General features: G+C 75.5%; 16 protein-coding genes and 1 pseudogene. 12 read left to right on the top strand and 5 right to left on the bottom strand.

Annotated elements, in window-relative coordinates; all coding sequences use genetic code 11:
* Window positions 1–33 precede the first annotated feature (33 nt).
* From COO58_RS31110 to COO58_RS11660, 4 genes are all read left to right on the top strand, one after another.
* Window positions 34–5,727 carry a type I polyketide synthase gene (locus COO58_RS31110; protein ID WP_369700198.1) on the top strand — a complete coding sequence of 1,898 codons (5,694 nt, stop codon included), beginning with the start codon at window positions 34–36 and terminating at the stop codon, window positions 5,725–5,727.
* Between the two features lie 85 nt (window positions 5,728–5,812).
* Window positions 5,813–6,847: an ABC transporter ATP-binding protein gene (locus tag COO58_RS11670; RefSeq protein WP_091574836.1), complete on the top strand. Its 1,035-nt coding sequence runs from the start codon at window positions 5,813–5,815 to the stop codon at window positions 6,845–6,847.
* The gene (locus COO58_RS11665) at window positions 6,844–7,680 is read left to right on the top strand and encodes an ABC transporter permease (protein ID WP_098744958.1); all 837 of its coding nucleotides are present in this window, start codon (window positions 6,844–6,846) and stop codon (window positions 7,678–7,680) included. Before COO58_RS11670 ends, COO58_RS11665 begins: the two co-directional genes overlap by 4 nt.
* A gap of 12 nt (window positions 7,681–7,692) precedes the next feature.
* Window positions 7,693–9,066 carry a glycosyltransferase gene (locus COO58_RS11660; protein WP_098744956.1) on the top strand — a complete coding sequence of 458 codons (1,374 nt, stop codon included), beginning with the start codon at window positions 7,693–7,695 and terminating at the stop codon, window positions 9,064–9,066.
* A 72-nt stretch (window positions 9,067–9,138) separates the two neighbouring features.
* Here COO58_RS11660 and COO58_RS11655 read toward each other — a convergent pair whose 3' ends face one another.
* Complete coding sequence (locus COO58_RS11655) at window positions 9,139–11,949, bottom strand: LuxR family transcriptional regulator (RefSeq protein ID WP_098744955.1); 2,811 nt, start codon at window positions 11,947–11,949, stop codon at window positions 9,139–9,141.
* A 486-nt stretch (window positions 11,950–12,435) separates the two neighbouring features.
* Window positions 12,436–15,186, bottom strand: a complete 2,751-nt coding sequence (locus COO58_RS11650; protein WP_255292593.1) for a LuxR family transcriptional regulator — start codon at window positions 15,184–15,186, stop codon at window positions 12,436–12,438.
* Between the two features lie 1,225 nt (window positions 15,187–16,411).
* Between COO58_RS11650 and COO58_RS11645 the strand changes: the two genes are divergently transcribed.
* Window positions 16,412–17,797: an AMP-binding protein gene (locus COO58_RS11645; protein ID WP_098744952.1), complete on the top strand. Its 1,386-nt coding sequence runs from the start codon at window positions 16,412–16,414 to the stop codon at window positions 17,795–17,797.
* Between the two features lie 50 nt (window positions 17,798–17,847).
* Entirely contained in the window at window positions 17,848–18,510 is a 663-nt protein-coding gene (locus COO58_RS11640; RefSeq protein ID WP_098744950.1) for a 4'-phosphopantetheinyl transferase, read from the top strand.
* Window positions 18,511–18,519: 9 nt separating this feature from the next.
* On the opposite strand, the gene COO58_RS11635 is transcribed toward COO58_RS11640, so the two are convergent.
* The gene (locus tag COO58_RS11635) at window positions 18,520–19,929 is read right to left on the bottom strand and encodes an acyl-CoA synthetase (protein ID WP_098744949.1); all 1,410 of its coding nucleotides are present in this window, start codon (window positions 19,927–19,929) and stop codon (window positions 18,520–18,522) included.
* Window positions 19,930–20,262: 333 nt separating this feature from the next.
* Between COO58_RS11635 and COO58_RS11630 the strand changes: the two genes are divergently transcribed.
* The 4 genes from COO58_RS11630 to COO58_RS11615 all read left to right on the top strand — a co-directional run bounded on the left by COO58_RS11630 (window position 20,263) and on the right by COO58_RS11615 (window position 22,799).
* Window positions 20,263–21,195, top strand: a complete 933-nt coding sequence (locus COO58_RS11630; RefSeq protein WP_098744947.1) for an ABC transporter ATP-binding protein — start codon at window positions 20,263–20,265, stop codon at window positions 21,193–21,195.
* The gene (locus tag COO58_RS11625) at window positions 21,192–21,932 is read left to right on the top strand and encodes an ABC transporter permease (RefSeq protein ID WP_091574810.1); all 741 of its coding nucleotides are present in this window, start codon (window positions 21,192–21,194) and stop codon (window positions 21,930–21,932) included. The genes COO58_RS11630 and COO58_RS11625 overlap by 4 nt, the downstream gene beginning before the upstream one ends.
* Before the next feature lie 207 nt (window positions 21,933–22,139).
* On the top strand, window positions 22,140–22,406 hold the full coding sequence (locus tag COO58_RS11620; RefSeq protein ID WP_091574808.1) for a DUF5988 family protein: 267 nt from the start codon (window positions 22,140–22,142) through the stop codon (window positions 22,404–22,406).
* An 18-nt stretch (window positions 22,407–22,424) separates the two neighbouring features.
* On the top strand, window positions 22,425–22,799 hold the full coding sequence (locus COO58_RS11615) for a VOC family protein (protein WP_091574805.1): 375 nt from the start codon (window positions 22,425–22,427) through the stop codon (window positions 22,797–22,799).
* Between the two features lie 69 nt (window positions 22,800–22,868).
* On the opposite strand, the gene COO58_RS11610 is transcribed toward COO58_RS11615, so the two are convergent.
* On the bottom strand, window positions 22,869–23,705 hold the full coding sequence (locus COO58_RS11610) for a glycosyltransferase family 8 protein (protein ID WP_176558791.1): 837 nt from the start codon (window positions 23,703–23,705) through the stop codon (window positions 22,869–22,871).
* Between the two features lie 168 nt (window positions 23,706–23,873).
* Here COO58_RS11610 and COO58_RS11605 point away from each other — a divergent pair, with 168 nt between their 5' ends.
* A complete protein-coding gene (locus COO58_RS11605; protein WP_098744944.1) occupies window positions 23,874–25,001 on the top strand; it encodes a CaiB/BaiF CoA-transferase family protein in 1,128 nt (375 codons plus the stop codon).
* 163 nt (window positions 25,002–25,164) lie between these two features.
* Window positions 25,165–26,211, top strand: coding sequence for a hypothetical protein (locus tag COO58_RS11600; protein ID WP_098744943.1), 1,047 nt, complete (start codon window positions 25,165–25,167; stop codon window positions 26,209–26,211).
* 10 nt (window positions 26,212–26,221) lie between these two features.
* Here the strand turns inward: COO58_RS11600 and COO58_RS11595 are convergent.
* Window positions 26,222–26,350: pseudogene (locus COO58_RS11595) on the bottom strand (LuxR C-terminal-related transcriptional regulator); the annotation flags it as partial.
* Window positions 26,351–26,367 lie beyond the last annotated feature (17 nt).

Here is a 26,367-nt window from a genome sequence, read left to right as displayed (position 1 = left end):
AGGGAGGCCCCGATGAGCGTCTCGCTGGACGAGGTGGTGGGCGCGCTGCGCGCGTCCCTGCTGGACAACCAGAAACTCCGGCAGCAGAACCAGCACCTCACCGACCGCCTCACCGAACCGGTGGCGATCATCGGGATGAGCTGCCGGTTCCCCGGCGGCGTGCGCTCGCCCGACCAGCTCTGGGAGCTGGTCGACGCCGGCCGCGACGCGATGGCCCCGTTCCCCGCCGACCGGGGCTGGGACCTCGACGCGCTCTACGACACCGACCCGACCAGCCGCGGCACGTCCTACGTCCGCGACGGCGGCTTCCTGCCCGATGCCGGCCACTTCGACCCGGCGTTCTTCGGCATCAGCCCGCGCGAGGCCCTCGCCATGGACCCGCAGCAGCGGCTGCTGCTGGAGACCGCGTGGGAGGCGTTCGAGTCCGCCGGCGTCGACCCGACCGGGCTGCGTGGCGCGCCCACCGGCGTCTACGCGGCCACCAGCAGCCAGGGCGACTACGCCGCGCTGCTCACCGGCGTCGGCGGCGGCGTCGAGGGCTACCTCGGCACCGGCAGCGCCGCCGCCGTGGCCAGCGGCCGGATCGCGTACGCGCTGGGCCTGGAAGGGCCGGCGGTCACCGTGGACACCGCCTGCTCGTCGTCCCTGGTCGCGCTGCACCTGGCCTGCCAGGCGCTGCGGCTGGGGGAGTGCACCCTCGCGCTGGCCGGCGGGGTGTCCGTGATGGCCACCCCGACCGTGTTCGTCGAGTTCTCCCGCCAGCGCGGCCTGTCCACCGACGGGCGGTGCAAGTCGTTCGCCGCCGCCGCCGACGGCACCGGCTGGTCCGAGGGCGTCGGCATGCTGCTGGTCGAACGGCTCTCCGACGCCCGCCGCCACGGCCACCCCGTGCTCGCCGTGGTGCGCGGCACCGCGGTCAACCAGGACGGCGCCAGCAGCGGACTCACCGCGCCCAACGGGCCCGCCCAACGCCGGGTCATCCGGGCCGCGCTGGCCAACGCCGGGCTCACCGCAGCCGAGGTGGACGTGGTGGAGGCGCACGGCACCGGCACCACGCTCGGCGACCCGATCGAGGCGCAGGCGCTGCTCGCCACGTACGGGCAGGACCGGGCCGCCCCGCTGCTGCTCGGCTCGGTCAAGTCGAACATCGGCCACACCCAGGCCGCCGCCGGCGTCGCCGGCATCATCAAGATGGTCCTCGCCATGCGGCACGGCCGGCTCCCGGCCACCCTGCACGTCGACCGGCCCACCCCGCACGTCGACTGGTCCGCCGGCGCGGTGGAGCTGCTGACCGACGCCCGCCCGTGGCCGGCGACCGACCGGCCCCGCCGGGCCGGCGTCTCCGCGTTCGGCGTCAGCGGCACCAACGCCCACGCGGTCCTGGAACAGGCGCCCCCGGACGCGCCGGCGGCACCGGCCGACGCCGGACCGGGAGGCCCCGCCACCCACGCCGGCCAGGTCCGCCCCGACGCCGCCCACACCGCGCCCGCGCCCTGGCTGGTCTCCGCCCGCTCCGCGCCGGCCCTCGCCGGACAGGCCCGGCGACTGCTGGACCACCTCGCCGCCCACCCCGACCTGCGCCCGGCCGACGTGGCGTACTCGCTGCTCACCACCCGGGCGGCGCTGCCACACCGGGCCGCGGTCACCGGCGACGACGCGGCGGCGCTGCGCGCCGGCCTGCGCGCGGTCGCCGAGGACCGGCCCGCCCCCGGCGTGGTGCGCGGCGTGGCCCGGCCCGCCGGCAAGCTCGCCGTCCTCTTCCCCGGCCAGGGCGCCCAGCGACCCGGGATGGGCGCCGACCTGCACCGCCGGTTCCCGGCCTTCGCCGCCGCGTTCGACGAGGTGGCCGCCGAACTCGACCGGCACCTGAGCCGCCCGCTGCGCGAGGTGGTCTTCGCCGGCCCGGAAACCGCCGATTCGACGCTGCTCGACCGCACCGAGTTCACCCAACCCGCGCTCTTCGCCTACCAGGTCGCCGCGTACCGGCTGGTCACCGCGTGGGGCGTACGCCCGGCCCACCTGCTCGGCCACTCGGTCGGTGAGCTGGCCGCCGCGCACGTCGCCGGCGTGCTGTCGCTGCCGGACGCGGCCACCCTGGTCGCCGCCCGGGCCCGGCTCATGCAGGCGCTGCCGGCCGGCGGGGCGATGCTCGCGGTCCGCGCGTCCGCCGCCGAGGTGGCGCCGCTGCTCGACCACCGGGTGGCCCTGGCCGCGGTGAACGGTCCCGAGTCGGTGGTGCTCTCCGGCGACGAGGACGCCGTACTCGCCGCCGGCGAGCGGCTCGCCGCGCGCGGCCGGCGGACCCGCCGGTTGCGGGTCGGCCACGCCTTCCACTCCGCCCGGATGGACGACGTGCTGGCCGAGTTCCGGGTGGTCGCGGAGAAGCTCACCTGGCACCCGCCGACCGTGCCGATCGTCTCCGACCGCACCGGCGAACCGCTCACCGCCGCGCAGGCCACCGACCCCGGCTACTGGGTGCAGCACGTCCGGGACACCGTACGGTTCCAACCCGCCGTGGCCACCCTGGCCGCCGCCGGGACCGGCACCTACCTGGACCTCGGCCCGGACGCGGCGCTCACCGCCCTGGCCCGCGAGTGCCTGCCCGACGTCGAGCCGGCCGCGTTCGTGCCGGCGGCCCGCCGCGAGATGTCCGAGCCGGCCGCCCTGCTCGCCGCGGTCGCCGCCGTGGACCTGCGCGGCGCCGGCGTACGCTGGCCGGCGCTGTTCGCCGACACCGACGCCACCCGGGTCGACCTGCCCACGTACGCGTTCCAGCACGAGCGGTTCTGGCCCGACCCGATCCGGTTCGACCTGGCGCCGCGCCCCGCCGACCCGGCCGACGGCGAGTTCTGGGCCGCCGCCGACCGGGGTGACCCGGCCGCGCTGGCCGCCCTGCTCGGGCTCGACGACACCGCCGCCGGCGCGCTCGACGAGCTGCTGCCCGCGCTGACCGGCTACCGCGACCGCCGCCGTCGCGCGGCCACCCTCGACGGGATGCGTTACCGGATCGGCTGGACGCCGGTGGACCCGCCGGCCGGCGTCCCCCCGGGCGGGCCGTGCCTGGTCGTCGGCCCACCCGGCGACCTGCTGACCGCGGTGACCGAGGCGGTACGCGCCGAGGGCCTCGACCCGGTGCCGGTGCCGGCCGGCGCCGACCCGGGTGCCGCGCTGCGCGACCGGCTCGTCGAGGTCACACCGACCCGGGTGGTCCTCCTGGCCACTCCGACCGGCGCTGCCGGTGACGGCGCCGCCTCGGCCGGCGTTGCTGGCGACGGCGTCACCTCGGCCGGCGCTGCCGGTGACGGCGTCACCTCGGCCGGCGCCGCCGGCGACGGCGCCATGTCCACGGCGCCCGGCACGGACGCCCTCGCCGGCACGATCGCCGTGGTGCGGGCGCTGACCGAGGCCGGCGTCACCGCTCCGCTGTGGTGCGTCACCCGGGGCGCGGTCGCCACCGGCGCCGGTGACCCGGCGCCCGACCCCGCCGCCGCGACCGTCTGGGGCCTCGGCCGGGTGCTGGCGCTGGAACACCCCCGCCTCTGGGGCGGCCTGCTCGACCTGCCCGCCGGCGCCGAGGCGACCGCCGCCGACCCGGCCCCGGCCACCCCAGGCTCCGATCTCGCCCTGCTGGCCCGGGTGGTCGCCGGTGACGGCGCCGAGGACCAGCTCGCCGTGCGAGCCGGCGGGCTGCGCGCCCGTCGCCTGGAACGCGCCCCGGCCGCTCCCGAGCGGCCCTGGCGGCCGGACGGCGCGGTGCTCGTGCACGGCGACGCCCCGGTGCGTCGCGCGCACCTGCTGCCCCGGCTCGCCGACGCGGGCGCGACCCACCTGCTGCTGGTCGGCCCGGCGGTGCCCGACACCGACGCGCCGACCGGGGTCGACGTGACCGTCGTGGACGGCGTCGAGGCGCTGCCCGCCGCGCTGGAGCGGCTGGCCGCGGCCGGCACGCCGGTGCGTACCGTGCTGCACGTGGCCGACGCCGGCGGGGCCGGCGAGCCGGTCGCGGCGGCCGACCCGCACCGGGTGGCCGACCGGGTCGGCGCGCAGCTGGCCGCGGTGGCCCGGCTCGACGCCGCGTGCGCCGGCCACGCGGTCGACGAGTTCCTGGTCTTCGTCTCCACGGCCGCCACCTGGGGCGGCGGTGGCGCGGCGGTGGCCGCGGCCACCGGCGCCGGGCTCGCCGCGCTGGCCGCCCGCCGCCGCGCCGGGGGGCGGCCGGCCACGACGGTGGCCTGGGCGCCGTGGAGCGGCGAGACCGCCGACCCGGAGCAGCTGCGCCGGCGGGGTGTCCGCCCGCTGGACCCGGAGACCGCGCTCGACGCGCTGGCCCGCGTCGCCGCCGGCCGGAACGGCGACCCCGACACCGACGGCGGCGGCGACCTGCTCACCGTCGGCGGGAACGCCCACCTCGGCACCGACGGCGGGCGGGACGAGATCGCCGTCGCCGACATCGACTGGCCCGCGTTCGTGCCCGCGTTCACCGCGGTGCGGCCGGCCCCGCTGCTGCGTGGCGTGTCTGACGCCGTCGCCGGGACGGACGCGGCCGCGCCCGCCGCCGGACCGTCCGACCCGGCGCGGGCGTTGCGGGACCGGTTGGCCGCCGTGCCCGCCGGCGACCGGCTGCCGATCCTGCTGGACCTGGTCCGGGCGCAGGCGGCCACCGTGCTCGGGCACGCCGGGCCGGGCGCGGTCGAGCCGGACCGCGACTTCCTGGAACTGGGCTTCGACTCGCTGACCGCGCTCGAGCTGCGCGACGCGCTGCGCCAGGAGACCGGCGTGGAGCTGTCCGCCACGCTGCTCTTCGACCACCCCACCCCGGACGCGCTGGCCGGGCACTTGCTCGGCCTGATCCTCGGCGACGGGGCCGGCGCCGCGCCCGCCGACGCCGCCACCCCGGAGGGGGCCGGTGGCCTGCTCGGCGGGCTGTTCCGCCAGCCCAAGGCGCGCGCCGACGCCGCCGGCTACGCCGAACTGCTGGTCAAGCTGGCCCAGTTCCGGCCCAGCTTCACCTCCCCGGCCGAGCTGACCCGCCCGGCCGGGATCCTGCGTCTCGCCGAGGGTCCCGCCACCCCCGTCGTCTGCTGCTGCACGATGTCGCTGCTGTCCGGGGCGCACGAGTACGCCCGCCTGGCCGCCGGCATGCGCGGCCGGCGCAACGTGTGGGCGTTGCCCAACCCCGGCTTCGGGGTCGGCGAGGAACTGCCCGCCGACCTCGACGCGCTGCTGCGGGTGCACGCGGACACCGTGCTGCGCGCCGTCGGCCCCGGCGCGTTCGTCCTCGCCGGGCACTCCGGCGGCGCGATGGTGGCCAACCTGCTCGCCGCCGAGCTGGACCGGCAGGGCCGCGCCCCGGCCGCGGTGGTGCTGATGGACACCTACCCGCCCGGCAGCGAGGTGCTCGGCGGCTGGACGTCGCAGCTGCTCGACGGGATGGTCGAGCGGGACAGCGCGTACACCCCGATGGACGACCACCGGGCCACCGCCTGGGCCGGCTACCTGCCGCTGTTCCTCGACTGGCGGCCCGCGCCGATGTCCGCCGCCACATTGCTGGTGCGGGCCAGCGAGCCGCTGGGGGAGTGGACCGGGGAACCGGACGGATGGCGGTCGGTGTGGCCGTACCCGCACGAGACGCGGGACGCGGCCGGCGACCACTTCACCATGGTCGGCGAACGCGGCCCGGAACTCGCCGTGACCGTGGACGGCTGGCTCGCGGAACGGGGTCTGTGACACCGCCCCTTGGGCTGCCCCTAACGCCCCCTATCGCGGGGGCCGACAACTGTCTTACCAGGAACCAGGACGGGAGCATGACGACGTGGACGAGGCAGTGGTGGTCGACGGGCTGGTCAAGAGATACCGGCCCGACATGCCGCCGGCGGTGGACGGACTGAGTTTCTCCGTCGCCGCCGGCGAGGTCTTCGGTCTGCTCGGGCCGAACGGCGCCGGCAAGACCACGACGATCGGGGTGCTGACGACCCGGGTGCGCGCCACCTCGGGCCGCGCCCTGGTCTGCGGCGCGGACGTGTCCCGCGCGCCCGCCGTGGCCCGGCAGTTGCTCGCGGTGGTGCCGCAGCGGGTCAACCTGGACCGGTCACTGACCGTCCGGCAGAACCTGCTGTTCCACTCCGCGTACCACCGGGTGTCCCGGTCCCGCCGGTCGGCGCGGGCCGACGAGCTGCTGGAGCAGATGGGCCTGACGGCGTTCGCCACCGCCCGCACCGACTTCCTCTCCGGCGGCCTGGCCCAACGCACCATGATCGCCCGGGCGTTGATGCACGCCCCCCGGGTGCTCTTCCTCGACGAGCCCTCCGCCGGCCTCGACCCGCAGTCGCGGCTGTTCGTGCACGAGCGGATCGCCGAGCTGAAGCGCTCCGGTGTCACCGTCGTGGTGACCACGCACGACATGGAGGAGGCGGAGAAGCTCTGCGACCGGGTCGGCATCGTCGACCACGGCAAGCTGCTCACCCTGGACACCCCGGCCGCGCTGACCCGGACCCTGCCCGGCAGCAGCACCCTGACCCTGGTGGTCGCGCCGGGCGCGCCGGTCGAGGCGGTGCAGGCCGCGCTGGCCGACGTACCGGACGTGGAGCGGGTGGAACGGCTGCGCGCCGGCGGCGCCGCGGAACTGCCGATGTTCCCCGGCATGCCGCCGATGCCGCTGCCCGACGCGCCCGCCGACCCGGACGCGCCGCTGTCGTTCCGCGTCTACACCGCCGGGGCCCCGGCCAACGCCGTGCCGATGGCGTTGAAGGTCCTCACCGACCTCGGCTGCGAGGTCCGCGACCTCAGCGTCGGCCAGCCCAGCCTGGAGGACGTCTTCATCCACCTGACCGGAAGGGAACTTCGGTGACCGTCACCGCCCCCGCCGTCCCGGCCCCGTCGGCCGCCGTCGCACCCTCGCCGGTACGCCTGCGCGACCAGCTCACCACCTTCCGGGCGGTGCTCTGGCGGGACATGTTCGTCACCAGCCGCGAGGTGGGCGCGTTCCTGGCCCAGGTCTTCCTCCAGCCGCTGTTCATGCTGCTCATCTTCGGCAAGGTGCTCAAGGACCTCGGGTACGCCAGCGACGACTTCGCCAACGTGCTGCTGCCCGGCGTGATCGCGCTCAACGCGTTCCTGATCGGCCTGGAGAACACCGCGCTGCCGATGGTGATGGACTTCTCCTTCACCCGCGAGATCGAGGACCGCCTGCTGTCGCCGATGGCGATCCCGCTGGTCGCGTTCGAGAAGATCGTCTTCGGGGCGATCCGGGGCCTCGTCGCCGGGCTGGTGCTGATCCCGGTCGGCATGCTGATCCTCGGCGTCACGTGGCCGCTGTCCACGCTGCTGCCGATCGTGGGCGTGCTGGCGGCCGGCGCGCTGGTCGGTGCCGCCATGGGCCTGACCTTCGGCACGCTCGTCCCGCCGCAACGGATCCAGATCATGTTCACGGTCACGCTGACGCCGCTGATGTTCACCGGCGCCACCCAGTTCCCGCTGCGCGCGTTGGACTCGCTGCCCTGGTTCCAGGTGGTCTGCGCGATCAACCCGCTGACCTACGTCAGTGAGGCGACCCGCTCACTGGTCGCGCCGCCGGGCGTGCAGTCCGTCCCGCTCTGGCTGGACCTGCTCGTGCTCGCCGTGGTGTTCGTGGTCTTCACCGCCGTCGGCATCCGCGGCTTCATGCGCCGGGCGATGGACTAGGGGTCGGCCGCGATGACCCTCGACGACGGACCGCTGCTGCTGGTCAGCTCCGGCAGCGCGGGGTTGTTCAACCCGCTGCTCACCCTGGCCGGCGAGCTGAAGCGCCGGGCCGTGCGGCCGGTCCGGTTCGCCTGCACCGACGAGCGGCGGGCCGAGATCGAGGCCCTGCCCGGCGACGGCGACCTGCGTTTCGTCTCCCTCGGGCCGCCCCGGGTGGAGGTCCGCCCGGAGCACTGGGACGACGAGACGCACCGACGGATGTCCACCGGCTCGCGGGTGGTGAACTTCGCCAGCTACGTCGACGCCTCGACCGACTTCGACCACCTGCACGAGCTGTACGAGCGGTGCCTGGCCGTCGTCGACGATGTGCGCCCGGCGCTGGCGGTGGTGGACTCGTTCGCCTCGTTCGGCATGGACGCGGCCACCACCCGGGGCGTGCCCTACGTCATCAGCGTCACGGTTCCGCCGTCGAACTTTCTCCAGGACAGCCTGCCGCCGTCGTACCCGATGTCGCTGTCCGGGCTGCCGCTGGCGATGAACCCGAGCCAACGGGCGGCGAACGACAGCTACCGGGCCGCGTTGCTGGCCACGCTCACCGAACCGGAGCGGCTCGCCCGCAGCACCGCCGCCGCCCGGCGGCGGGCGGAGGCCGGGATCCGCAACGCCGAGCTGCGTCCCTCGCAGTACGCCGAGGCGGCCCGGGCGCTGCTCGCCTACACCGTGTTCGGCCTGGAGTACCCGTTCGACACCGCGCCGGCGAACCTGCGCACGGTGGGCTCGATGGTCCCCCGGGACATCGTGCCCAGCGCGGACGGCGCCGAGCTGCGCGCCTGGCTCGACGCGCACGAGTCCGTCGTCTACGTCGGCTTCGGCACGATCATGCGTCCGACCGCCGCCCAGGTGGCCGCGCTGGTCGAGGTGGCCGCCCGCCTCGGCCCCGAGCACCAGGTGCTGTGGAAACTGCCCGCCGCCCGGCACCCGCTGCTGCCCCCGGCCGGCGAGCTGCCCGCCAACCTGCGGGTCGAGTCGTGGCTGCCGTCGCAGGTGGAGGTGCTGGCCCACCCGCACGTGCGGGTGTTCTTCAACCACGCCGCCGCCAACGCGATCCACGAGGCGGCCTGGTTCGGCGTGCCGCAGCTGGTGATGCCGTTCTGGTTCGACTGCTACGACGGCGCGGTGCGGGTGGTCGACGCCGGGATCGCGCTGGCGGTCGAGCACGAGGACCCGCTCGACGTCGACGACGTCGTGGACAAGCTGGGCCGGCTGCTGTCCGACCCGTCCTTCCGCGATCGGGCGGCGCGGTGGCGCGACTGCCTGCGCCGGGCGGGCGGCGTGACCGCCGCCGCCGACCTCGTGCTGAGCTTGCAAGGAAGGGCCCCCTATTAACGCCTCCGGTAGAGGAAGGGCCCCTTCTTAACACCCGGGTGTTAAGAAGGGGCCCTTCCTTGTGACAGGTGTTCAGGAGGCCGCGGGCTGGATCTCCTCGCCCAGCGGCTCCGCGAACGCCACCAGCCGGGCCGGTAGGTCGGAACGGCGCTTGACGTCGAGCTTGCGGTAGACCCGGGTCAGGTGCTGCTCCACGGTGCTCACCGTGATGAACAGCTTGCTGGAGATCTGCCGGTTGGTGTGGCCCTGCGCGGCCAGCGCCGCCACCCGGCGTTCGGCCTCGCTCAGCCCGTCCTCCGGCTCCGGCGTCTCGGCCGGCGGCCCGGCCGGCACGCCGCCGGGCTCGCGCCGGACCAGCCGCTGGGCCAGCACCGACGCGCCGCAGTCCTGGGCCAGCTGGTACGCCCGGCGGACCAGCAGCCGGGCCTGCGCCGAGTCGCCCGCCCGCTGCAGCGTCTGCCCGGTGTCGCCGAGCGCGCGGACCAGCTCCAGCCGGTCGCCGCAGCTTTGCAACAGGTTCACCGCCTCGGAGAGCAGCTTGCGCCGGTGGTCCGGCGCGGTGGTGCCGGCGAGCAGCCGCAGCGTACGACCCCGGGTGCGGTCGTCCACCCCGTGCGGCACCCGCAGCTGCTCCTGCAGCAGTTGGGTGGCGTGCGCCTTGTTGCCCACGGCCAGCTGCACCCGGGCCAGCTCCAGCCGCCAGGGCACCAGACCGGCCACGTCGACGCCCCAGGCCCGCATCAGCTCGCCGCAGCGGCGCAGGTCGGCGGTGGCCGCGTGGGCCCGGCCGAGCGCCAGGTGGTGGCGTGCCCGCGCGGCCAGGTAGTGCAGGCCGAGCGGCGTGCGGAAGGCGCCGGCGGGCAGGCTCTGCGCCAGCCACCGTTCGGCCTCGGCGTGCCGTCCGGACTCGGTGGCGCAGGCGACGAGCGTGGCGAGCGGACCGGTGACGGCGACGCCCCACGCCGCCGGCGGCAGGTCGTCCAGGGCGGCGCGGGCCTGCTGCTCGGCGACGGTCAGGTCACCCATGCGCAGTGCCGCCTCGGCGCGCAGGGCGCGCAGCACCGCCCGCCAGAGTGGCGCGTGCCGCACGGCCGGCCGGTCCAGCAGCGCGGCCGACCAGGCGGCGACCCGGTCCGCGCGGCCGGCCCAGAGGAGCGCCAGCAACGGCGCGGTCAGCAACGGGAGCATGCCGTCCTCGCCGTGGTGGCGGTGCAGCACCTGCTCGGCGCCGGCGACCGGGTCGTGGTCGCCGGTCGGGGTCAGCGCCGCACCGAGCAGGGACAGCGCCTGCACCGGCGACGAGCCGCCGGCCAGCAGGGACGCTCGGGGTGCGCCGGCCGCCTCCCGCACGGCGGTCAGGTGGTCCGGGTGGGAGAGCCCCAGCAGCAGGTGCATCGCCCGCCGGCGGCTCGCGGTGGCCGCGTGGGCCTGCTCGTCGTCCCCACCGCACCCGGCGATCGCCTCGTCGGCTTCCTCGACCCGCCCCTGCCACAGCAGGTAGGGCACGGTGGACAGAGCGGCGCCCGCGGGCCAACCGCCGGCCCGGGCGGCGCCGACGAGCTGGTCGAGCTGGCCGCTCACGGTCAACGGGTTGATCTGCCACCGGGCGCGGACCACCATCGCGGTGGTGGCGACCCGCTGCTCGTCGTCCACGTCGGCCCGCCCGACCAGGCGCAGGCAGCCGGCGGCCACGTCGGGCCGACCGACCGCGAGGGCCTGGGCGGCGGCGTCGTGCAGCACCGGCACCGTCCAGCCGGCCTCCGCCCAGCCCGCGGCGACGAGGTGCTCGGCCACGGCGTACGGCTCGACGCCGTGCTCGTGCAGCACCTCGGCCGCCCGCTGGTGCAGCTCTCGCCGCTCGTCGACGGACATGTCGGCCAGGATGGAGCGCCGGATCCGGGGGTGGCGCAACCGGTCCTCGTCCAGCAGGCCGGTGGTGCGCAGCACCCGGACCATCGGGCTGACCGACTCGGGCACCACGTCGAGCAGGTGGCCGAGCAGATCCGCCGGGCCCGGCCGGTCCAGCACGGCCATGGCCTGCGCGACCCGGCGTACCCCCGGTTCGTGCCGGTACAGGCAGCCGAGCACGGCCTGGTCGAACACGTCGCCGAGGGTCGGATCCGACGGCGGTTCCTCGCCCGCCTCGGCCCGGGGCCGCTCCTCGATCAGCGCCCGGGTGAGCAGCGGGTTCCCGCCGGTCATCCGCAGGCACCGCTCGGCGGTCTCCCGCGCGGCCGGCTCCACCCCGTCGTCGACCAGCCGCGTGATCGCCTCGACGGTCAACGGTGGAAGGGAGATCCGGGTGAAGTGCGGCTGGCTGAACAGCTCGGCCCGGAAGTGCGGGTGCGGTGGTCGCAGCGTCCGGGCCTCGGCCAGCACCACCATGATCGGGGTGTGTCGCAGCCGGCGGGCGACGTAGAGCAGGCAGTGCAGCGACGCCGGGTCGGCGTGGTGGACGTCGTCGACGGTGAGCACGAGCGGTCCCGCCTCGGCGAGGTCGAGCAGCGTGCTGAACAGGCCGTGCAGCACCGGCGCGGAGATCCGGTCGGCGCCGACGGGCCCGTCCGGACCGTCGTGCCCGGGCGCCGGCGGGGCGTCGCGGAGCAGGCGTTCCACCCGCACACCTGTCTCGGGGGCGAGCCGCGCCCCCTGCAGGAGTTGGCCGAGCACCCCCAGGTGCAGCTCCTGTTCGGCCCGGGACGCGGCCGCGCTCAGCACCCGGCCCCCGGCGGTGGCCGCCCAGTCGCCGAACGACTCCAGCACGCTCGTCTTGCCGCTGCCCACCGCGCCGGTGACGAGTGAGACGTGCCCCCTCCGCTGCCGATCGCAGTTCCGGAAGGTGTCGCGCAGCAGGTCGAGCTGTTCTTCTCGCTGTACCAGCACGTGTCCTGTCAGCCCTTCTCGTCCGCGGACGCCGCGACGGGGTCACCGTCGCCGACGCGCCGTTCCACCCGGTGCCGTCGGCGGCCCCCTCACCACACCTGTCGATGGAGCGGGACAGGGGTGAGGCGCACCGGGCCGCCGGCCGGGTGGACCTGGAAATCCTCCCCACCGGAGCGCGTCGTCGGACGCGTGATCCGGTTGCTGGCGAGTCTGGCACCGCCCCTGGCGTGCGACAACGGGTCCGGGACCCCACCGTTTCGGCGGTAAACCTGCGGTGCCGACGGGCGGGTAGGGGTTGCGCCCCTGACCGGAAGGGGGACGTCAGCCGGCCGGGTGACGAGCACGTTTCGCCACGATGGACAGCCGGTGACGCCGATCGAGGACATCCGATCACACCATGGCCCGGCCACGCATGCCGAACGGCCGTCCGGGTCGGACGGTCGGGCGGGCCGGACCGGAACGGAACGGAACGGGCGGCCGACCGGGTCAGCGGTCGAAGCGGAGGCGGGCGGCCAGCTCGCTGCGGGAGTGGACGTCGAGCTTGCGGTAGATCCGGGTCAGCCGCTGCTCGATGGCGCTGACGGTGAGGAACATCCGTTCCGCGATCTCCCGGTTGGTGTGCCCCTGCGCGGCCAGCGCGGCCACCCGTGACTCGGCGTCACTGAGGCCGGTGAGCAGCAGCCCGGTGTCGGCGTCCGGGTCGGCCGCGGCGGTCCGGCCGGCCGCGACCGCCGGGCGCAGCGCGGGGATCCCGCAGTCCTCGGCGAGGTCCCGCGCGGCCCGCGAGGTGCTGCGCGCCTGGCGCAGGTCGCCGGCCTGCTGCTGGGCCTGGCCGAGGTCGCCGAGGGCGTGCGCCAACTCCACCCGGGCGCCGCACTGGCGCAGCAGCCGCACGGCGCCACGCAGGTACCGGATCCGGTCCGGCCCTTCCGACGCGGTGCCGAGCACCCGCAGCGCGATGCCCCGCCACCGCAGGTCGGTCGGGCGCAGCCGGTCCAGTTCCTCCCGCACCAGCTTCTCGGCCTGCTGCCGGCGGCCCAGTTGCAGCAGTGCCCGGGCCGACTCGGTGCGCCAGGGGACCAGCGGCGCGAGGTCGAGCCGCCACGACGTCATCAACTGCCCGCACAGCTGGAAGTCGGCCAGGGCCGCCTCGGGACTGCCGGCGGCGATCGCGTGCAGCCCGCGGGCGTGCAGGTAGTGCAGCCCGAACGGCGTCTCGAACAGCGCCGGCGGCACCGGCGTACGCAGGCAGGCCGCCGCCTCCTCCCACTCCTCGAGGCGGGTCAGCGTCCAGAGTCGAACGGCCAGGGGGGCGCCGATCGCGACTCCCCAGCCCTTCGGCGACAACCGGTTGAGCGCCGAGTCGGCCAACTCGCGCGCACGGTGCAGGTCGCCGCGCCGACCGGCCACCGTGGCGGCGACCGCCGTGAGCAGGGCCCGCGGCGTGCGGTGCCGGCGGGCGGAGGCGATCCGGTCCAGCCGGTCGCACCACTCGTCGGCCAGGTCCAGCCGGTCGGCGTAGATCATGGCGATCACCGCGCAGACGGCGCTCCACATGCTCGGTTCGTCGTCCAGGCTGAGCGTGGCGAGGGTGCGTTCGGCGTCCTCCAGGGCGTCGAGGTCGCCGCGCTCCAGCACCGTGCGGAGCAGCAGGACGCCGCGTAGCCGGTGCCGGACCCGGGCCAGCGCGAGCGGGTCCCGGGTCGGGACCGGCCAGGCGGGGGCGTCGACCGGCGCGCCCGGGTAGAGGGTCGCCATCCACCCACGAATGATCATGAGGTCCACGGCCGTGTGGGTGTCGAGGCTGTCGGCGCGTTCGCCGAGGTGGTGGATGAGCTCCACGGCCCGGTCGGGCTGACCGTGCCAGAGCAGGTACTGGATCGGGCCGGCGGCCTGCCGGCTGCCCAGGTGCCCGGCGCGGACCGCGGTGGCGACGCCGTGCAGGTGCGGGACGGCGGCCTGGGGGTCCAGACGCCACTCGGCCCGGGCCAGGGCGGAGCGGATCCGCGCGCGCAGGCACTCGTCGGGGCAGTCCCGGTTGGCCCGGCGCAGGTACCGCCGGGCGGTGTCCACGTCGCCGTCGGTCAGTGCCTGTTCGCCGGCGTCGAGCAGGGTCTGGGCCATCCACGGCTCGGTCAGCTCGTCGGTGGTGAGCAGGTGCGGCGCCACCCGTGTCGGCGGGGCGCCGTCGTCGTGCAGCAGCTGCGCGGCGGCCCGGTGCAGGCGGGCCCGTTCCTCCACGGTCATGCCGTCGAGCACCGCCCGGCGCACCGCCGGGTGCCGGAGGCCGTCGGCGGTAACGAGGCCGGCGCTGGTGGACGGATCGACCGCGGACAGGTTCGGCTCGGTGGGCAGGTCGAGCAGGTGGGGCAGGAGCGGTCCGTGCAGCGGCTCCTCGGTCACCGCGAGCACCCGGGCGGTCTTCAGCACCAGGAGCTCGCAGCGGTAGAGGCAGCTCAGCACCGCCTCCCGGAACGCCTCGCCGGGAACCGGGGCGTCGGCGCCGGCCGGGTGGTCGTCGGCCAGGGCGTGCACCAGCAGCGGGTTGCCGCCGCTGATCCGGTACGCCTCGTCGGCGACGCGCCGCGCCACCGGCACCCCGAGCCGGTCGGCCAGGATCCGGAACGTCCCGTCCGCGGAGAGCAGGGGCAGCCGGATCCGGTGCAGCCGGGCCGGCTGGAGCAGTTCGGCGTACGCGGTGGGGTGCCACGCACGGGTGCGCGGTGCCTCGGTCAGCACGATCAGCACGGGCAGGCCGGTGACCCGTCGGGCCAGGTGGTCCAGGCAGCGCAGGGACGGCACGTCGGCGTGCTGGACGTCGTCGACGGCGATCAGCGTGGGGGTTCGGGTGGCGAGGTCCAGCAGTTCGCCGCCGATGGCGGCGGTGAGCGGGGCGAGCGCCTCCTCGTCGGTCGTCTCGCCCCACCGCAGCACCGCGCGGTCGAGCAAGCGGCCCACCCGCTCCCGGTCGGTCTCGTCCCACGTGGCCCGCCGCACGAGCTGGCGGATCACCTCCAGCGGCACCGTCCGCTCGCTGCGCGAGGCGCTGGCGCCGAGGTAGGCGACCCCGGTCTCGGCGCACCGGCGGGCGAGGGACTGCAGGAGGGCGGTCTTGCCGACGCCCACCGGCCCGGTGACCACGGTGATCAGATCCGAGGTGTCGGCGGGGCCGTCGGCGCGGTGCAGATCGGCGAGCCGATCGGTCAGGACGTCGAACTGCCGATCCCGTTCGGCCATCGTCATCGGGTGGGCCTCCGCCCGGCCCCGGCCTGCGGGCGGGCCGCCCGCCGTGGTCTCCGGTGACACCCGTTACAGTCAGAGACCCACAAATCCTTGACCCATTCCAATCGGCGAATACCGACAACGGTGGCACGGCGCGGGGATTTCATCGAACGTCGTGCCTGGTCTCGTGCGCCGAGAATCCGCCGCCACCTGCGGTGTCGCAATTCGGGGCGGAACGACGCGGGCCGCCTCTATCGATCCCGATTCATGGAGTGGAGTATGTCAGCCCGGCAATTGGGCGGCAAGTCGGCGGATGTAAAGGATGAGCAAACATGGGTCGGTCCGGCGGAGCGCGGCACGGGTGCCGTGACAACGGATAGTCATCCGACTAATCCGGAACGTGACCCCGACGGCGCGACCGGCCGGTTGGTGACGTTTTCCGCGCATGCCGGCAATGGGGAGAGTGGGTCTGTGGCGCGGGTCGCCGGCGAGGCGATCCGGGGTGGACCCGGACGCGTTCACCTGTCCGGGAGAGCGTTTTCCCTGCTCGTTCGGCGCTGGTCGGAGCCGCTGGAGGGGCGGCACGGTCGAGTCGGGCGGACCGGGTCGGCCGGGCGCGCCTGCCGACGGAGTGTCGTCGTCCGGCGGGGCGCCGCGCGGGGGTTGGCGTGGCGACCGCATTGGCCGATTGTCGCCGACGCTTCCCGCGGGCGATTCCCGGCGGGCGCCGGGCCAGTTTCCGACCCTCGTCCCACTTGCCCGTTTCAGTCCGTCTGGAAGCCCTTTGGCGCAACTTGTTGTTAAAGAAGAAATTCGCCGTACGGCCCGTCGGACGAAACGCAGTCCGGCGGATCGCTAACTGCGCAAGAATGAAACCGGGAATCGCAATTGCCGGTGCGTGACCGCGGCGCCGGCAGCGCCGACGCACGATTCGGCATCTCCGATTTCGGGGGCCGGCGTCGCCGTTGTCAATCAATGCGAATCGATTTCATCCGATGTGGTCGTCCGCCTTCCCACCTGCCGGTCCGCTCCCGGTCGCCGCCCGCCGGGACGGGTGCCCGAGGCGGTGGTAGGGGTTGTCTGCGGCCAGCCGTACGCCTAATTTCGGACTGTCCGCCGTGGTCGGCGGACGCAATCCGCCGCACCGACGGGGAGAGCGGCCACGGGCCGTGCGCGTCCGGGACGTGAAGGGTTCGTGCGTGATCTGCCAACCACCACCGAGACACCGGGGTCAGGTCGGATGACGCTCCTGCCCGGGCTGCGGGGGTCCGGGGCGGACCGCTCCGACGCGCTCCGGGTCGCCGGCCGGACCCTCTCCGCCGAGGACCTGCTCGGCTGCGCGAACGCGGTCGCCGACCGGATCCGGGGCGCCCGCGCGGTGGCCGTCGAGGCCCGGCCCAGCCTGGAGTCCATGGTGTCGATGGTGGGCGCGGTGCAGGCCGGCGTGCCGCTGGTACCGCTGCCGCCCGGCGCCGACGCCGACGAACGCCGCCGGATCCTGCGGGAGTCCCGCGCCGACGTGCTGCTCGGCGGCGCCGTCGGCGGTGAACTGCCGGTCGTCCCGGTGGACCTGCGGAAGCGGTCCTGGGCCACGCACCCCGAGCCGGGCCCGGCCAGCGACGCGGTGATCCTCTACACCGGAGGCGTGCGCGGGCCCTCCCGCGGCGTCCGCATCTCCCACCGGGCCATCGCGGCCGACCTCGACCTGCTCGCCGCCGCCTGGCGGTGGAGCGCCGAGGACGTCCTGGTCCAGGGCGCGCCGCTGTTCCGCGCGTACGGGCTGGTCGTCGGCCTGCTGGGCGCGCTGCGGGTGGGCAGCCGCTTCGTCCACCTGGACCGGCACGCCGCGGCCGGCCCGACCGGCACCATCTACCTCGCGGTGCCCCGGCAGTGGGCGCACATCGCCCGGGACGCGTCCCGGGCCCGGACGCTGTCCGCGGCGCGCATGCTCGTCTCCGGCGACGCGCCGCTCGCCCCGGCCGTGGGGGAGCGGCTGCGGCTGCTCACCTCGCACCGTCCCGTGGAGGGATACGGCACCACGGAGACCCTGGTCGTGCTCACCGGTCCGGCCGGCGCCGCCGGCCGCCCGCTGCCCGGGGTGCAGACCCGGGTGCTCAGCCGCGACGGCCGGCCGGTGCCCGCGGACGGCGACTCGGTGGGCGAGCTGAGCGTCCGGAGCCCCACGCTCTTCAGCGGCTACCTCGACCGGCCCGGCTCCCCGCCGCCCGCCGGCGGCTGGTACCCCACCGGGGACCTGGCCACCGTGGACCCGGCCGGCGGGCACCGCGTCCTCGGCCGCGGTGGCGCCGACGTGGTCCGCTGCGGTGACCGGCGGGTGGCCGCCCGCGAGGTCGAGGAGGTGCTGCTCACCCACCCCGGGGTGTACGACGTGGCGGTGGTCGGCGCCCCGCACCGCACCCGGGGGGAGCAGGTCGTCGCGTACGTCGTGGCGGCGGCCGGGTTGACCGCGCAGGCGCTCATCGACCACGTCGGCCGGCTGCTGTCGGCGGCGGCCCGTCCGCGTCGGGTCCACTTCGTCGACGAACTCCCGCGCAGCGCGGTGGGGCGGGTGCGCAAGTCGTTGCTCATCCGCCGCAACGGGCCCGCCCCCGTACCCGACCCCTAACGACGGGCCACGGGTGGGCCGCGCCGACCCCGGCCGCCTAGCCTTCTGGCGTGATCGAACGGATCCTGCCGCCGGCCGTGGTGGTGGAGGAGTGCTTCAGCGACCCCGCCGGGCTGCGCCCGCACCCGGACGAGGAGCCGGCCGTCGCCGACGCGGTGCCGAAGCGCCGCCAGGAGTTCACCACGGTCCGGCACTGCGCCCGCCGGGCGCTGGCCCGACTCGGCGTGCCGCCGGCGGCGATCCTGCCCGGCGTCCGAGGCGCGCCCGGTTGGCCGGCCGGCGTCGTCGGCAGCATGACCCACTGCGACGGCTACCGGGGCGCCGCCCTGGCCCGGGCCGGGGCGGTCGGCAGCCTGGGAGTGGACGCCGAGCCGCACGCGCCGCTGCCGGAGGGCGTGCTGGACGCGGTGGCCCTGCCCGCCGAACGCGCCCGGACCGCCGCGCTGCGCGCCGCGCGCCCCGAGGTCTGCTGGGACCGCCTGCTGTTCAGCGCGAAGGAGTCCGTCTACAAGGCCTGGTTCCCGCTGACCGGGCGCTTCCTGGACTTCGCCGAGGCGGACATCGCCGTCGACGCGGACGGGACGTTCACCGCCCGGCTGCTCGTGCCCGGTCCACGGGTCGGCGGCACGGAGCTGACCGCGTTCGACGGCCGGTTCCTGGTCGACCGGGGGCTGGTGCTCACCGCCGTCACGGTGCCGGCCCCGGGCGCCTGACCCGGCCCCTCACTCCCGCGCGAGCCGGCTCTTCTGCACCTTGCCCATGGCGTTGCGGGGCAGCGAGTCGACCAGCCGCACCTGCCGGGGGCGCTTGTGCGCGGACAGCTGCCGTGCCACGAAGTCGATCAGCTCCGCCTCGCCCAGCCCGTCACCGACCACGTACGCGGTGACCTGCTGACCCAGGTCCGGGTGGGGCGTGCCGACCACCGCCGCCTCGCGTACCCCCGGGTGGGCGAGCAGCGCGTCCTCCACCTCGCCCGCACCGATCCGGTACCCGCCGCTCTTGATCAGGTCGGTGGCGGCCCGGCCGACGATCCGGTGCCACCCGTCGGGGGCGACGGTGGCCACGTCGCCGGTGCGGAACCAGCCGTCCGGGGTGCGGCTGGCCGCGTCGGCGTCCGGCCGGCGCAGGTAGCCGTCGAAGAGGGTGTCGCCGCGTACCTGGAGTTCGCCCATCGCCGCGCCGTCGGCCGGCAGCGGGTCGCCGTGCTCGTCGACCACCCGGGTGCGCACGCCCGGCAGCGGCACGCCCACCGTGCCCGGCCGCCGGGGCCCGTCCGCCAGGCCGCTCACGGTGATCAGCGTCTCGGTCATCCCGTACCGCTCCACCGGCCGGTGCCCGGTCAACCCGGCGAGGGCGGTGAAGACCGGCTCGGGCAGCGCGGCGCTGCCCGACACCAGCAGCCGGGCGCCGCGCAGGGCCCGGGCCGCCGTGGGCTGCGCCGCGATCCGCGACCAGATCGTGGGTACGCCGAAGCAGAGCGATCCGGCCGCCGCCGCGTACCGGTCGGGGCGGGGCCGACCGACGTGGTGCAGGCGGCTGCCGATGCGCAGCGGCCCCAGCACGCCGAGCACCAGCCCGTGCACGTGGAACAGCGGCAGGCCGTGCGCCAGCAGGTCGTCCGGCGTCCACGCCCAGGCGTCGGCGAGCCCGTCCAGGCAGGCGGCCACCGCGCGGCGGGACAGCACGGCGCCCTTCGGCGCGCCGGTGGTGCCGCTGGTGTAGAGGATCAGCGCGGTGGCCGCCGGGTTCGGCTCGGGATGTCGGGTGTCGGAGAGCCGGCGCACGTCGACGGGCACGACCGGCGGCGTCGCCGCGCCGTCGACGGGGGGCGCGTCCGGCGACGTGAGCAGCACCTCGGCGCCGGAGTCGCGCAGGATGTGGTCCCGCTCCACCGGCCCGGCGTCCGGCGGCACCGGCACCACCGCCGCGTCGGCCAGCAGCCCGCCGACCACGCCGACCACGGTCTCCAGGCTCGTCGTGGCCGGCACCGCGACCCGGCCGGCGCCGCGCAGGTCGTCGGCGACCGCGGCGGCCGCCCGACGCAGCTCCACCCAGGACAGCGAACGGTCGTCGACGCGGACCGCGTCCGGACGCTCGTCGGTGGTCCCGGCGAGCCAGCTCAGCAGCGGCACGGACGCCCCTCTCGCGCGCGGTCGGCGCGCCGGTCCCGGTACGGCCGGCGCCGTCCTCCGGACGCCCGACCGTAACCGGCCCGCCCGGGAGCGGACCACCCCTAGCGTCACGTCGCCGCCGGCCGCCCGCCGCCCGACACGCCGGGTGACCGGACGACACCCCTGGTGGGCGCCCGGCACCCCCGATTCATCGACCGATGGGTTGAACCACGCCTCGGTTGCCCGGATGATGGGCGGCGTCGACCCGCCGTGCGGGCCGGCCCGTTCCCGCACCCGACGCCGCGACACCTCAAGGGCCCGGCGGCACCCGCACGCGACGGAGGACCCCGCCAGATGCCGGTCATCGAGGTCGAGCACCTGCACAAGAGATACGGCGACACGGTGGCCGTCGACGACGTCTCGTTCACCGTGGAGCAGGGCGAGATCTTCGGGGTGCTCGGCCGCAACGGCGCCGGCAAGACCACCACCGTGGAGTGCGTGCAGGGCCTGCGCCGCGCCGACCGTGGCACGGTGCGGGTGCTCGGCCTCGACCCGGTCCGGGACCGCACCGAGGTGCGCCAGCGGGTCGGTGCCCAGTTGCAGGAGAGCCAGCTCCCCGACAAGCTGCGGGTACGCGAGGCATTGGACCTCTACCGGTCCTTCTACCGCAACCGGGCCGACATCGACGAGCTGCTGGCCGACCTGGGGCTGGCCGAGCAGCGCGACACGGCGTTCCACAAGCTCTCCGGCGGCCAGAAGCAACGCCTCTCGGTGGCGCTGGCGCTGGTCGGCCGACCCGAGATCGCCATCCTCGACGAGCTGACCACCGGGCTGGACCCGAAGGGCCGGCGGGACACCTGGGACCTGGTCGAGCGGATCCGCGACCGGGGTGTGACGGTCGTGCTGGTCACCCACTTCATGGCCGAGGCCGAGCGGCTGTGCGACCGGCTCGCGGTCATCGACGCCGGCCGGGTGGTCGCCATCGACACGCCGTCCGGTCTGATGTCGCGGGTGGACGGCGAGACCCGGGTGCACTTCCGCCCGGTCGACCGGCTCGACGACGCGGTGCTCACCGCCCTGCCCGAGGTCACCTCGGTGCGCCGGGACGGCGACGAGGTCACCGTCACCGGCCCCGAGGAGGTCCTCCAGGCCGTGCTGTCGGCGCTGGCCGAGCGGAAGATCCGCTACGCCGGCCTGCGGGTCGACCAGCCCACCCTGGACGACGCCTTCGTCTCCCTCACCGGTCACGCCGGCGCCCCGCCGGCGCTCGACGGAAGGTCATCGTGAACGCCCTGTCCAAGCTCGTCGCCGTCGAGGCCAAGCTGTTCCTGCGCGAGCCGGTCTCGCTGTTCTTCGTCTTCGCGCTGCCGCTGGGCCTGATGCTGGTCTTCGGGCTGCCGCAGCGCGGGGCGCAGCCGGCGGCGGCCACCGGGCAGCACGGCGAGCTGACGTTCCTGCCGTCCATCGCGCTGTCCCTGACCATCGGAATGCTCGCGCTGTTCACGCTGCCGATGGCGTTGGGCATCTACCGCGAGCGCAAGGTGCTGCGTCGGCTGGCCACCACGCCGGTCAGCCCGGCGCTGCTGCTCGTCGCGCAGGTGGTGGTCAACCTGGTCATGGGCGTGGCCGGCGCGGTGGTCACCGCGCTCGGCGTCCGCCTGCTGCTGGACCAGCCGGCGCCGGCCAACGTGCCCGGCTTCGTGCTGGCGTTCCTGCTCGGGGTCGCCTGCCTGTTCGCGATCGGCCTGCTCATCGCGGCGCTCGCCCCGTCGGCGCGGGCCGCGCAGTCGATCGGGCCGACGCTGTTCTTCCCGCTGCTCTTCCTGGCCGGGGCCTGGCTGCCCCGCGACCAGATGCCCACGGTGCTGGCCCGCATCGGCGAGTACTCACCGCTGGGCGCCACCGTGGACACCATCTCCGCCGCGTGGGCGGGGCAGACCCCCGCCGTGTCGCAGCTGCTCGTGCTGGCCGGCACCGCCGTCGTGGGCTGTCTGCTCGCCACCCGGCTGTTCCGCTGGGAATAGGGCCGCCGCCGCTCCGCTAGGGGGTGGCTAAGGGTTCTTCGGAAGTGTGAGCTGGATTACGTTCTGACTCGAGGGATCGTCTCCGGAACTGTCGGATCGCCAATTCCCGGCGTACGTCGAAAACGGCGACGGTCCGCTCGGAGAATGCGCGCGGCAATTGTGGCGCGCGCATGGCGAGGCGGAACGACGAGCGACGGAGGTCGTGTCATGACAGCTTCTTCCGATCCCGCCGGAGGGTCGGTGACGGCCCGTCGGATAGGCGCCGAGGCAAGCGGCATCGTCGAGGCGGTGCTGGAGGGCGGGCCGGCGACGCTGCCGGCCGAGCTGCGCAGCCACCGGGTGTCCCCGGTGGAATCCAAGATCAAGGTACGGCACTACGGGGGCTACGAGCACTTCGAGCGGGATCCCGGCGGCGCCGTGGACGGCACGCCCGCGGTGTTCCGCTGGACCGGCCGTACCCGTATCGCGGAGTGAGCGAGAGGCGGTAGCGCGATGGGCGTCGGGGATCCGCGCAACGGTGCGCACCTGACGGTGACCGACGTGGCCACGGTGACCGCGTTCTACGCGGAGGTCTTCGAGGCCGTGCCGGTGCAGCGGGAGTGTCTGCTGGACGGCCGCGTCCTGCACGCCGAACTGGTGGTCGACGGGCACCGACTGACGGTCAGCGAGTGGGGTGACCCGCCGGTCGACCCGGGCGGGGCGGGCGGCCCGCTGCCGCTCACCCCGGCCGACCCGCACCTGCTCGTGCAGCGGGCGCTGGCCGCTGGCGCGACGCTGGAGTCGGCCAACGGCGGCCCGCCGGCGGGCGTGGTGTTCCGGGACCCGGCCGGCCTGCGCTGGGCGGTGCCCGGGGCGAACCCCGGATAGGCGCCCGACGACGACCGGACGGCCCCGCCACCGACGAGGTGGCGGGGCCGTCGCGTGCGGCCGACCCGCTCAGCGGCGCAGCGTCGAGCCCAGGCCGCCACCGCTGCGCCGACGGTGCTGCCAGTAGAGGTCCCGCCGTGCGCCCTTCGGGAAGCCGGGCTGCCAGGGTTTGACCGGACCGGCCGTGTGGATGATCGCCGAGTCGGAAAGCTTGCCGCCGAACTCCGGCTCCCGCCGCCACGCCATCAGGTCGTTCCACCGGTGCGGCAGGCGCAGCCAGTTGTCGAACACGGCGAAGTTGAGCGCGTCCTGGTCCGGGTAGCGCGACTCGTGCGCGTGCCGGCGCAGGTAGTCCAGCGACACCTCGGTCACCTCGCACTCCTTCCACCGCCGCACGTCGATCAGCAGCACCCCGGAGTTGAAGTAGTGCCCGTGCGGGTCGAGATGGTCGTACCCGGCCAGGCCGGGGATCCCGCCCATGTCCAGCAGCCGGCGGTTGAACGGGTCGCGTACGCCGCCGAGCGGCACGCCGCCCATGTCCACCTCGAACAGCGGCTTCAGGCTGTTCACGCACAGCGTGTCGCAGTCCAGGTAGAGCACCCGGCCCACGTCGGCCGGCAGCTCCGCGGGGACCAGCAGCCGCAGGTACATCGCCGGGGACAGGTACGCCATCAGCGGGTCGCTGCCCTTGGACAGGTTCACCCGGGACGCGTCCACCCGCAGGAACTCCACCGTCGCGTGTGGGCCGGCGATCCGGGTGAGGGTGGCCCGGGCTCCGGCCGGCACGTCGTCGGCGGCGACCAGCCAGTACCGGAGCTCCTCGCCCGGGTTCGACTCGGCGACGGTCGACATCACGACCGCGGCGTGCGCCGCGTACGCGTTGTCAAAGGTCAGGGTGAGGTCCACGCGTGCTCTCCTTCGCGTCGATGCGTGAGCGCGACTGTCGAAACGTATCCGCGGAATTGACGGCCCGGCAAGGAACGTCAATGTCCTCAGGGGGTGCGAAAGGCAACCCCTGAATTCGCCCCTCACTTTCCGGTGTGCCATCGTTGGCCGGGCGAGAAGGGGGACGGCATGCCGGGTCCGTTGCACGGGGTGCTCGTCGCCGACTTCTCCCGGGTCCTGGCCGGCCCGTACGCGACCATGCTCCTGGCCGACCTCGGCGCGGACGTGGTCAAGGTGGAGTCGCCGCACGGCGACGACACCCGGCACTGGCGTCCGCCGCTGCGCGGCGACGTCTCCACCTACTACCTCGCGGTCAACCGCAACAAGCGCTCGGTGGTCCTCGACCTGACCGACCCCGACGACCTGGTGCTGGCGCACGGCCTGGCCGACCGGGCCGACGTGCTGATCCAGAACTTCCGCCCCGGCGCGCTGCGCCGCTTCGGCCTCGACCACGACACGGCCACCGCGCGCAACGCCCGCCTGGTCTACGCCTCGATCAGCGGCTTCGGCGCCGCCGGGGGCGCCGACCTGCCCGGGTACGACCTCATGGCGCAGGCCGCCGCCGGGCTGATGAGCCTCACCGGCGCCGCCGACGGCCCGCCGGTCAAGGCCGGCGTCGCGGTCCTCGACGTGATCGCCGGGCTGCACGCGGCCCTCGGGATCCTGGCCGCGCTGCGCCACCGGGAGTCCACCGGACGCGGGCAGCACGTCACCGTGGACCTGCTCTCCTCGGCACTGTCCGGGCTGGTCAACCACGCGAGCGCGCACGTCGCCGGGGGAGTGGTGCCGCACCGGATGGGCAACGCGCACCCGAGCATCGTGCCGTACGAGCCGCTGCCCACCGCCGACGGCGAGCTGGTGGTGATCGCCGCCAACGACGGCCAGTTCCGTACCCTCTGCCGGGTCCTCGGCGTGCCGGAGCTGGCGACGGACCCGCGGTTCCGGGGCAACGCCGACCGCACCGCGCACCGCGACGAGCTGCGCCCGCTGCTGGTGGCGGCGCTGTCCCGGCGGGGCAGCGCGCGGTGGTTCGGCGAGCTGCGCGCGGCGGGCGTGCCGTGCAGCCCGATCAACTCGGTCGCCGAGGGGGTGGCGCTGGCCGAAGGGCTCGGGCTGGACCCGGTGGTGACGGTCGGCGGGGTGCCGGGGATCCGCCACCCGATCGGCCTGTCGGACAGCCCGCCAAGCTACGACCTGCCACCACCCGGGTTGGACGCGCACGGCGCGGAGCTGCGCGCCTGGCTGGCCGGCGACTGACCGGTGATGCCCAGGTCTCCGGCCGGCCGTCGGGGCGGCACGCCGGGTGCCGGACCGACTACGCTCGCGTCATGTCCGTCGAGGCCGGCCCGGCCGCCCCGCATGCCGTCCGGTTCGCGCACCCGGGCCCGGTGGTCCGGCCGGGCGCGGGGCGGACACGGCCGTGACGGTGATCGACCAGACGGTCTGGGACCGCTGGTACGACGACGACCGGGAGGGGTCGGGGATCGCGATCCTGCTCGCCGACGCGGGACCGGTGACGGCGTTGCTGCCGGTGGTCCGCGAGGTGGTGGACCGCTCCCTCCTCGCCCCGCCGGACGGGGTGGAGGATCCGGCGGACATCGACGAGGTCGTGCCGACGCCGGACGGCGTCTGCCTCGGCGCCGTCGACGGCGCGGAGCTGCGCCCCCGGCTCGAACCGATCGCCGCCGAACTCGGCCGCCGGGGCGTCGGAGGCGCCCTCGTGCCCTATCCCGTCCCGGACGCGCCACCGCCGGCCTCCTGGTGGCACGCCGACATCGTGCAGTGCCGGCTCGCCGTCGATCCCGCCCCGGAACGCGGGCTGCGCGAGGGCCTCACAGCCGCCCTGTCCTGGCTCGCCGTGACCGACTGGTCCACGGTGGAGGTCAGCATCGGCGCGGTCCCCTGGTCCCGGGCCGCCGCCGACCTCGTCCTCGACCTGGTGCCGGCCGGCCTGGCCGTGTCGCCGCGGCATCCCGCCCAGATCCTGGTGGCCGACGGCCGGCGGTTCCGCCTGGTCAGGTTCGTGCCGGAGACCGGCCATCTGGTGTTCGCGACCGGCGCCGTCGACCACCTCGGGCCGGACGTGACCGACGCGACCGCGCGGATCGTCCAGGCCCTGGAGGTCGGTGCTCCCCGGTCCCGGTACGGCTTCGCGCGCCGCGCCCGGGGCCTGCTCGACCTGGGTGGGCCGTGGCACCGGCCGGAGGACCGGCCCGGCGTGCTGCCGACCGCCGTCGACGAGCGGGAGTTCGAGGAGCGGGGCGTCCTCGACGTGTTCGGCGCGCAACTGGTGCCCCGGTCGTGGGGGTTGTCGTGGCCGGCGGACCGGTGGTCGGTGCGGCCCGTCGGCGACAAGGACCTGGTCGTCGCCCGTGACCCGGGGCCGTGGTGGACCTCGCCGCGCCCCGACCCGCGGGCGCGCGCCCAGGGTCGCGTCGACGTCGCCACCCACCTGCCGCCGGACTGAACCCGTACGCTCACCGGCGTTCCGGCGTCACCAGACCCGTCTCGTAGGCGGTGATGACCAGTTGGGCCCGGTCCCGTGCGGTGAGCTTGGCCAGCAGGCGTCCGATGTGGGTCTTGACGGTGCCGACGGTCAGGTGCAGCCGTGGTTGACCGTGCG

The organism is Micromonospora sp. WMMA1996, from assembly GCF_002573675.1.
In the GTDB taxonomy this organism is placed as follows: domain Bacteria; phylum Actinomycetota; class Actinomycetes; order Mycobacteriales; family Micromonosporaceae; genus Micromonospora; species Micromonospora sediminicola.
Note: the sequence above shows the minus strand (reverse complement) of the source record. Positions and strands in the feature narration are given on the sequence as shown.

Excerpts from the sequence above, each read along its gene's own strand:
- COO58_RS11660 (WP_098744956.1), top strand. The coding sequence starts at position 7,693 with ATGACCCTCGACGACGGACCGCTGCTGCTGGTCAGCTCCGGCAGCGCG.
- COO58_RS11650 (WP_255292593.1), bottom strand. The coding sequence starts at position 15,186 with ATGGCCGAACGGGATCGGCAGTTCGACGTCCTGACCGATCGGCTCGCC.
- COO58_RS11645 (WP_098744952.1), top strand. The coding sequence starts at position 16,412 with ATGACGCTCCTGCCCGGGCTGCGGGGGTCCGGGGCGGACCGCTCCGAC.
- COO58_RS11630 (WP_098744947.1), top strand. The coding sequence starts at position 20,263 with ATGCCGGTCATCGAGGTCGAGCACCTGCACAAGAGATACGGCGACACG.
- COO58_RS11620 (WP_091574808.1), top strand. The coding sequence starts at position 22,140 with ATGACAGCTTCTTCCGATCCCGCCGGAGGGTCGGTGACGGCCCGTCGG.
- COO58_RS11615 (WP_091574805.1), top strand. The coding sequence starts at position 22,425 with ATGGGCGTCGGGGATCCGCGCAACGGTGCGCACCTGACGGTGACCGAC.
- COO58_RS11605 (WP_098744944.1), top strand. The coding sequence starts at position 23,874 with ATGCCGGGTCCGTTGCACGGGGTGCTCGTCGCCGACTTCTCCCGGGTC.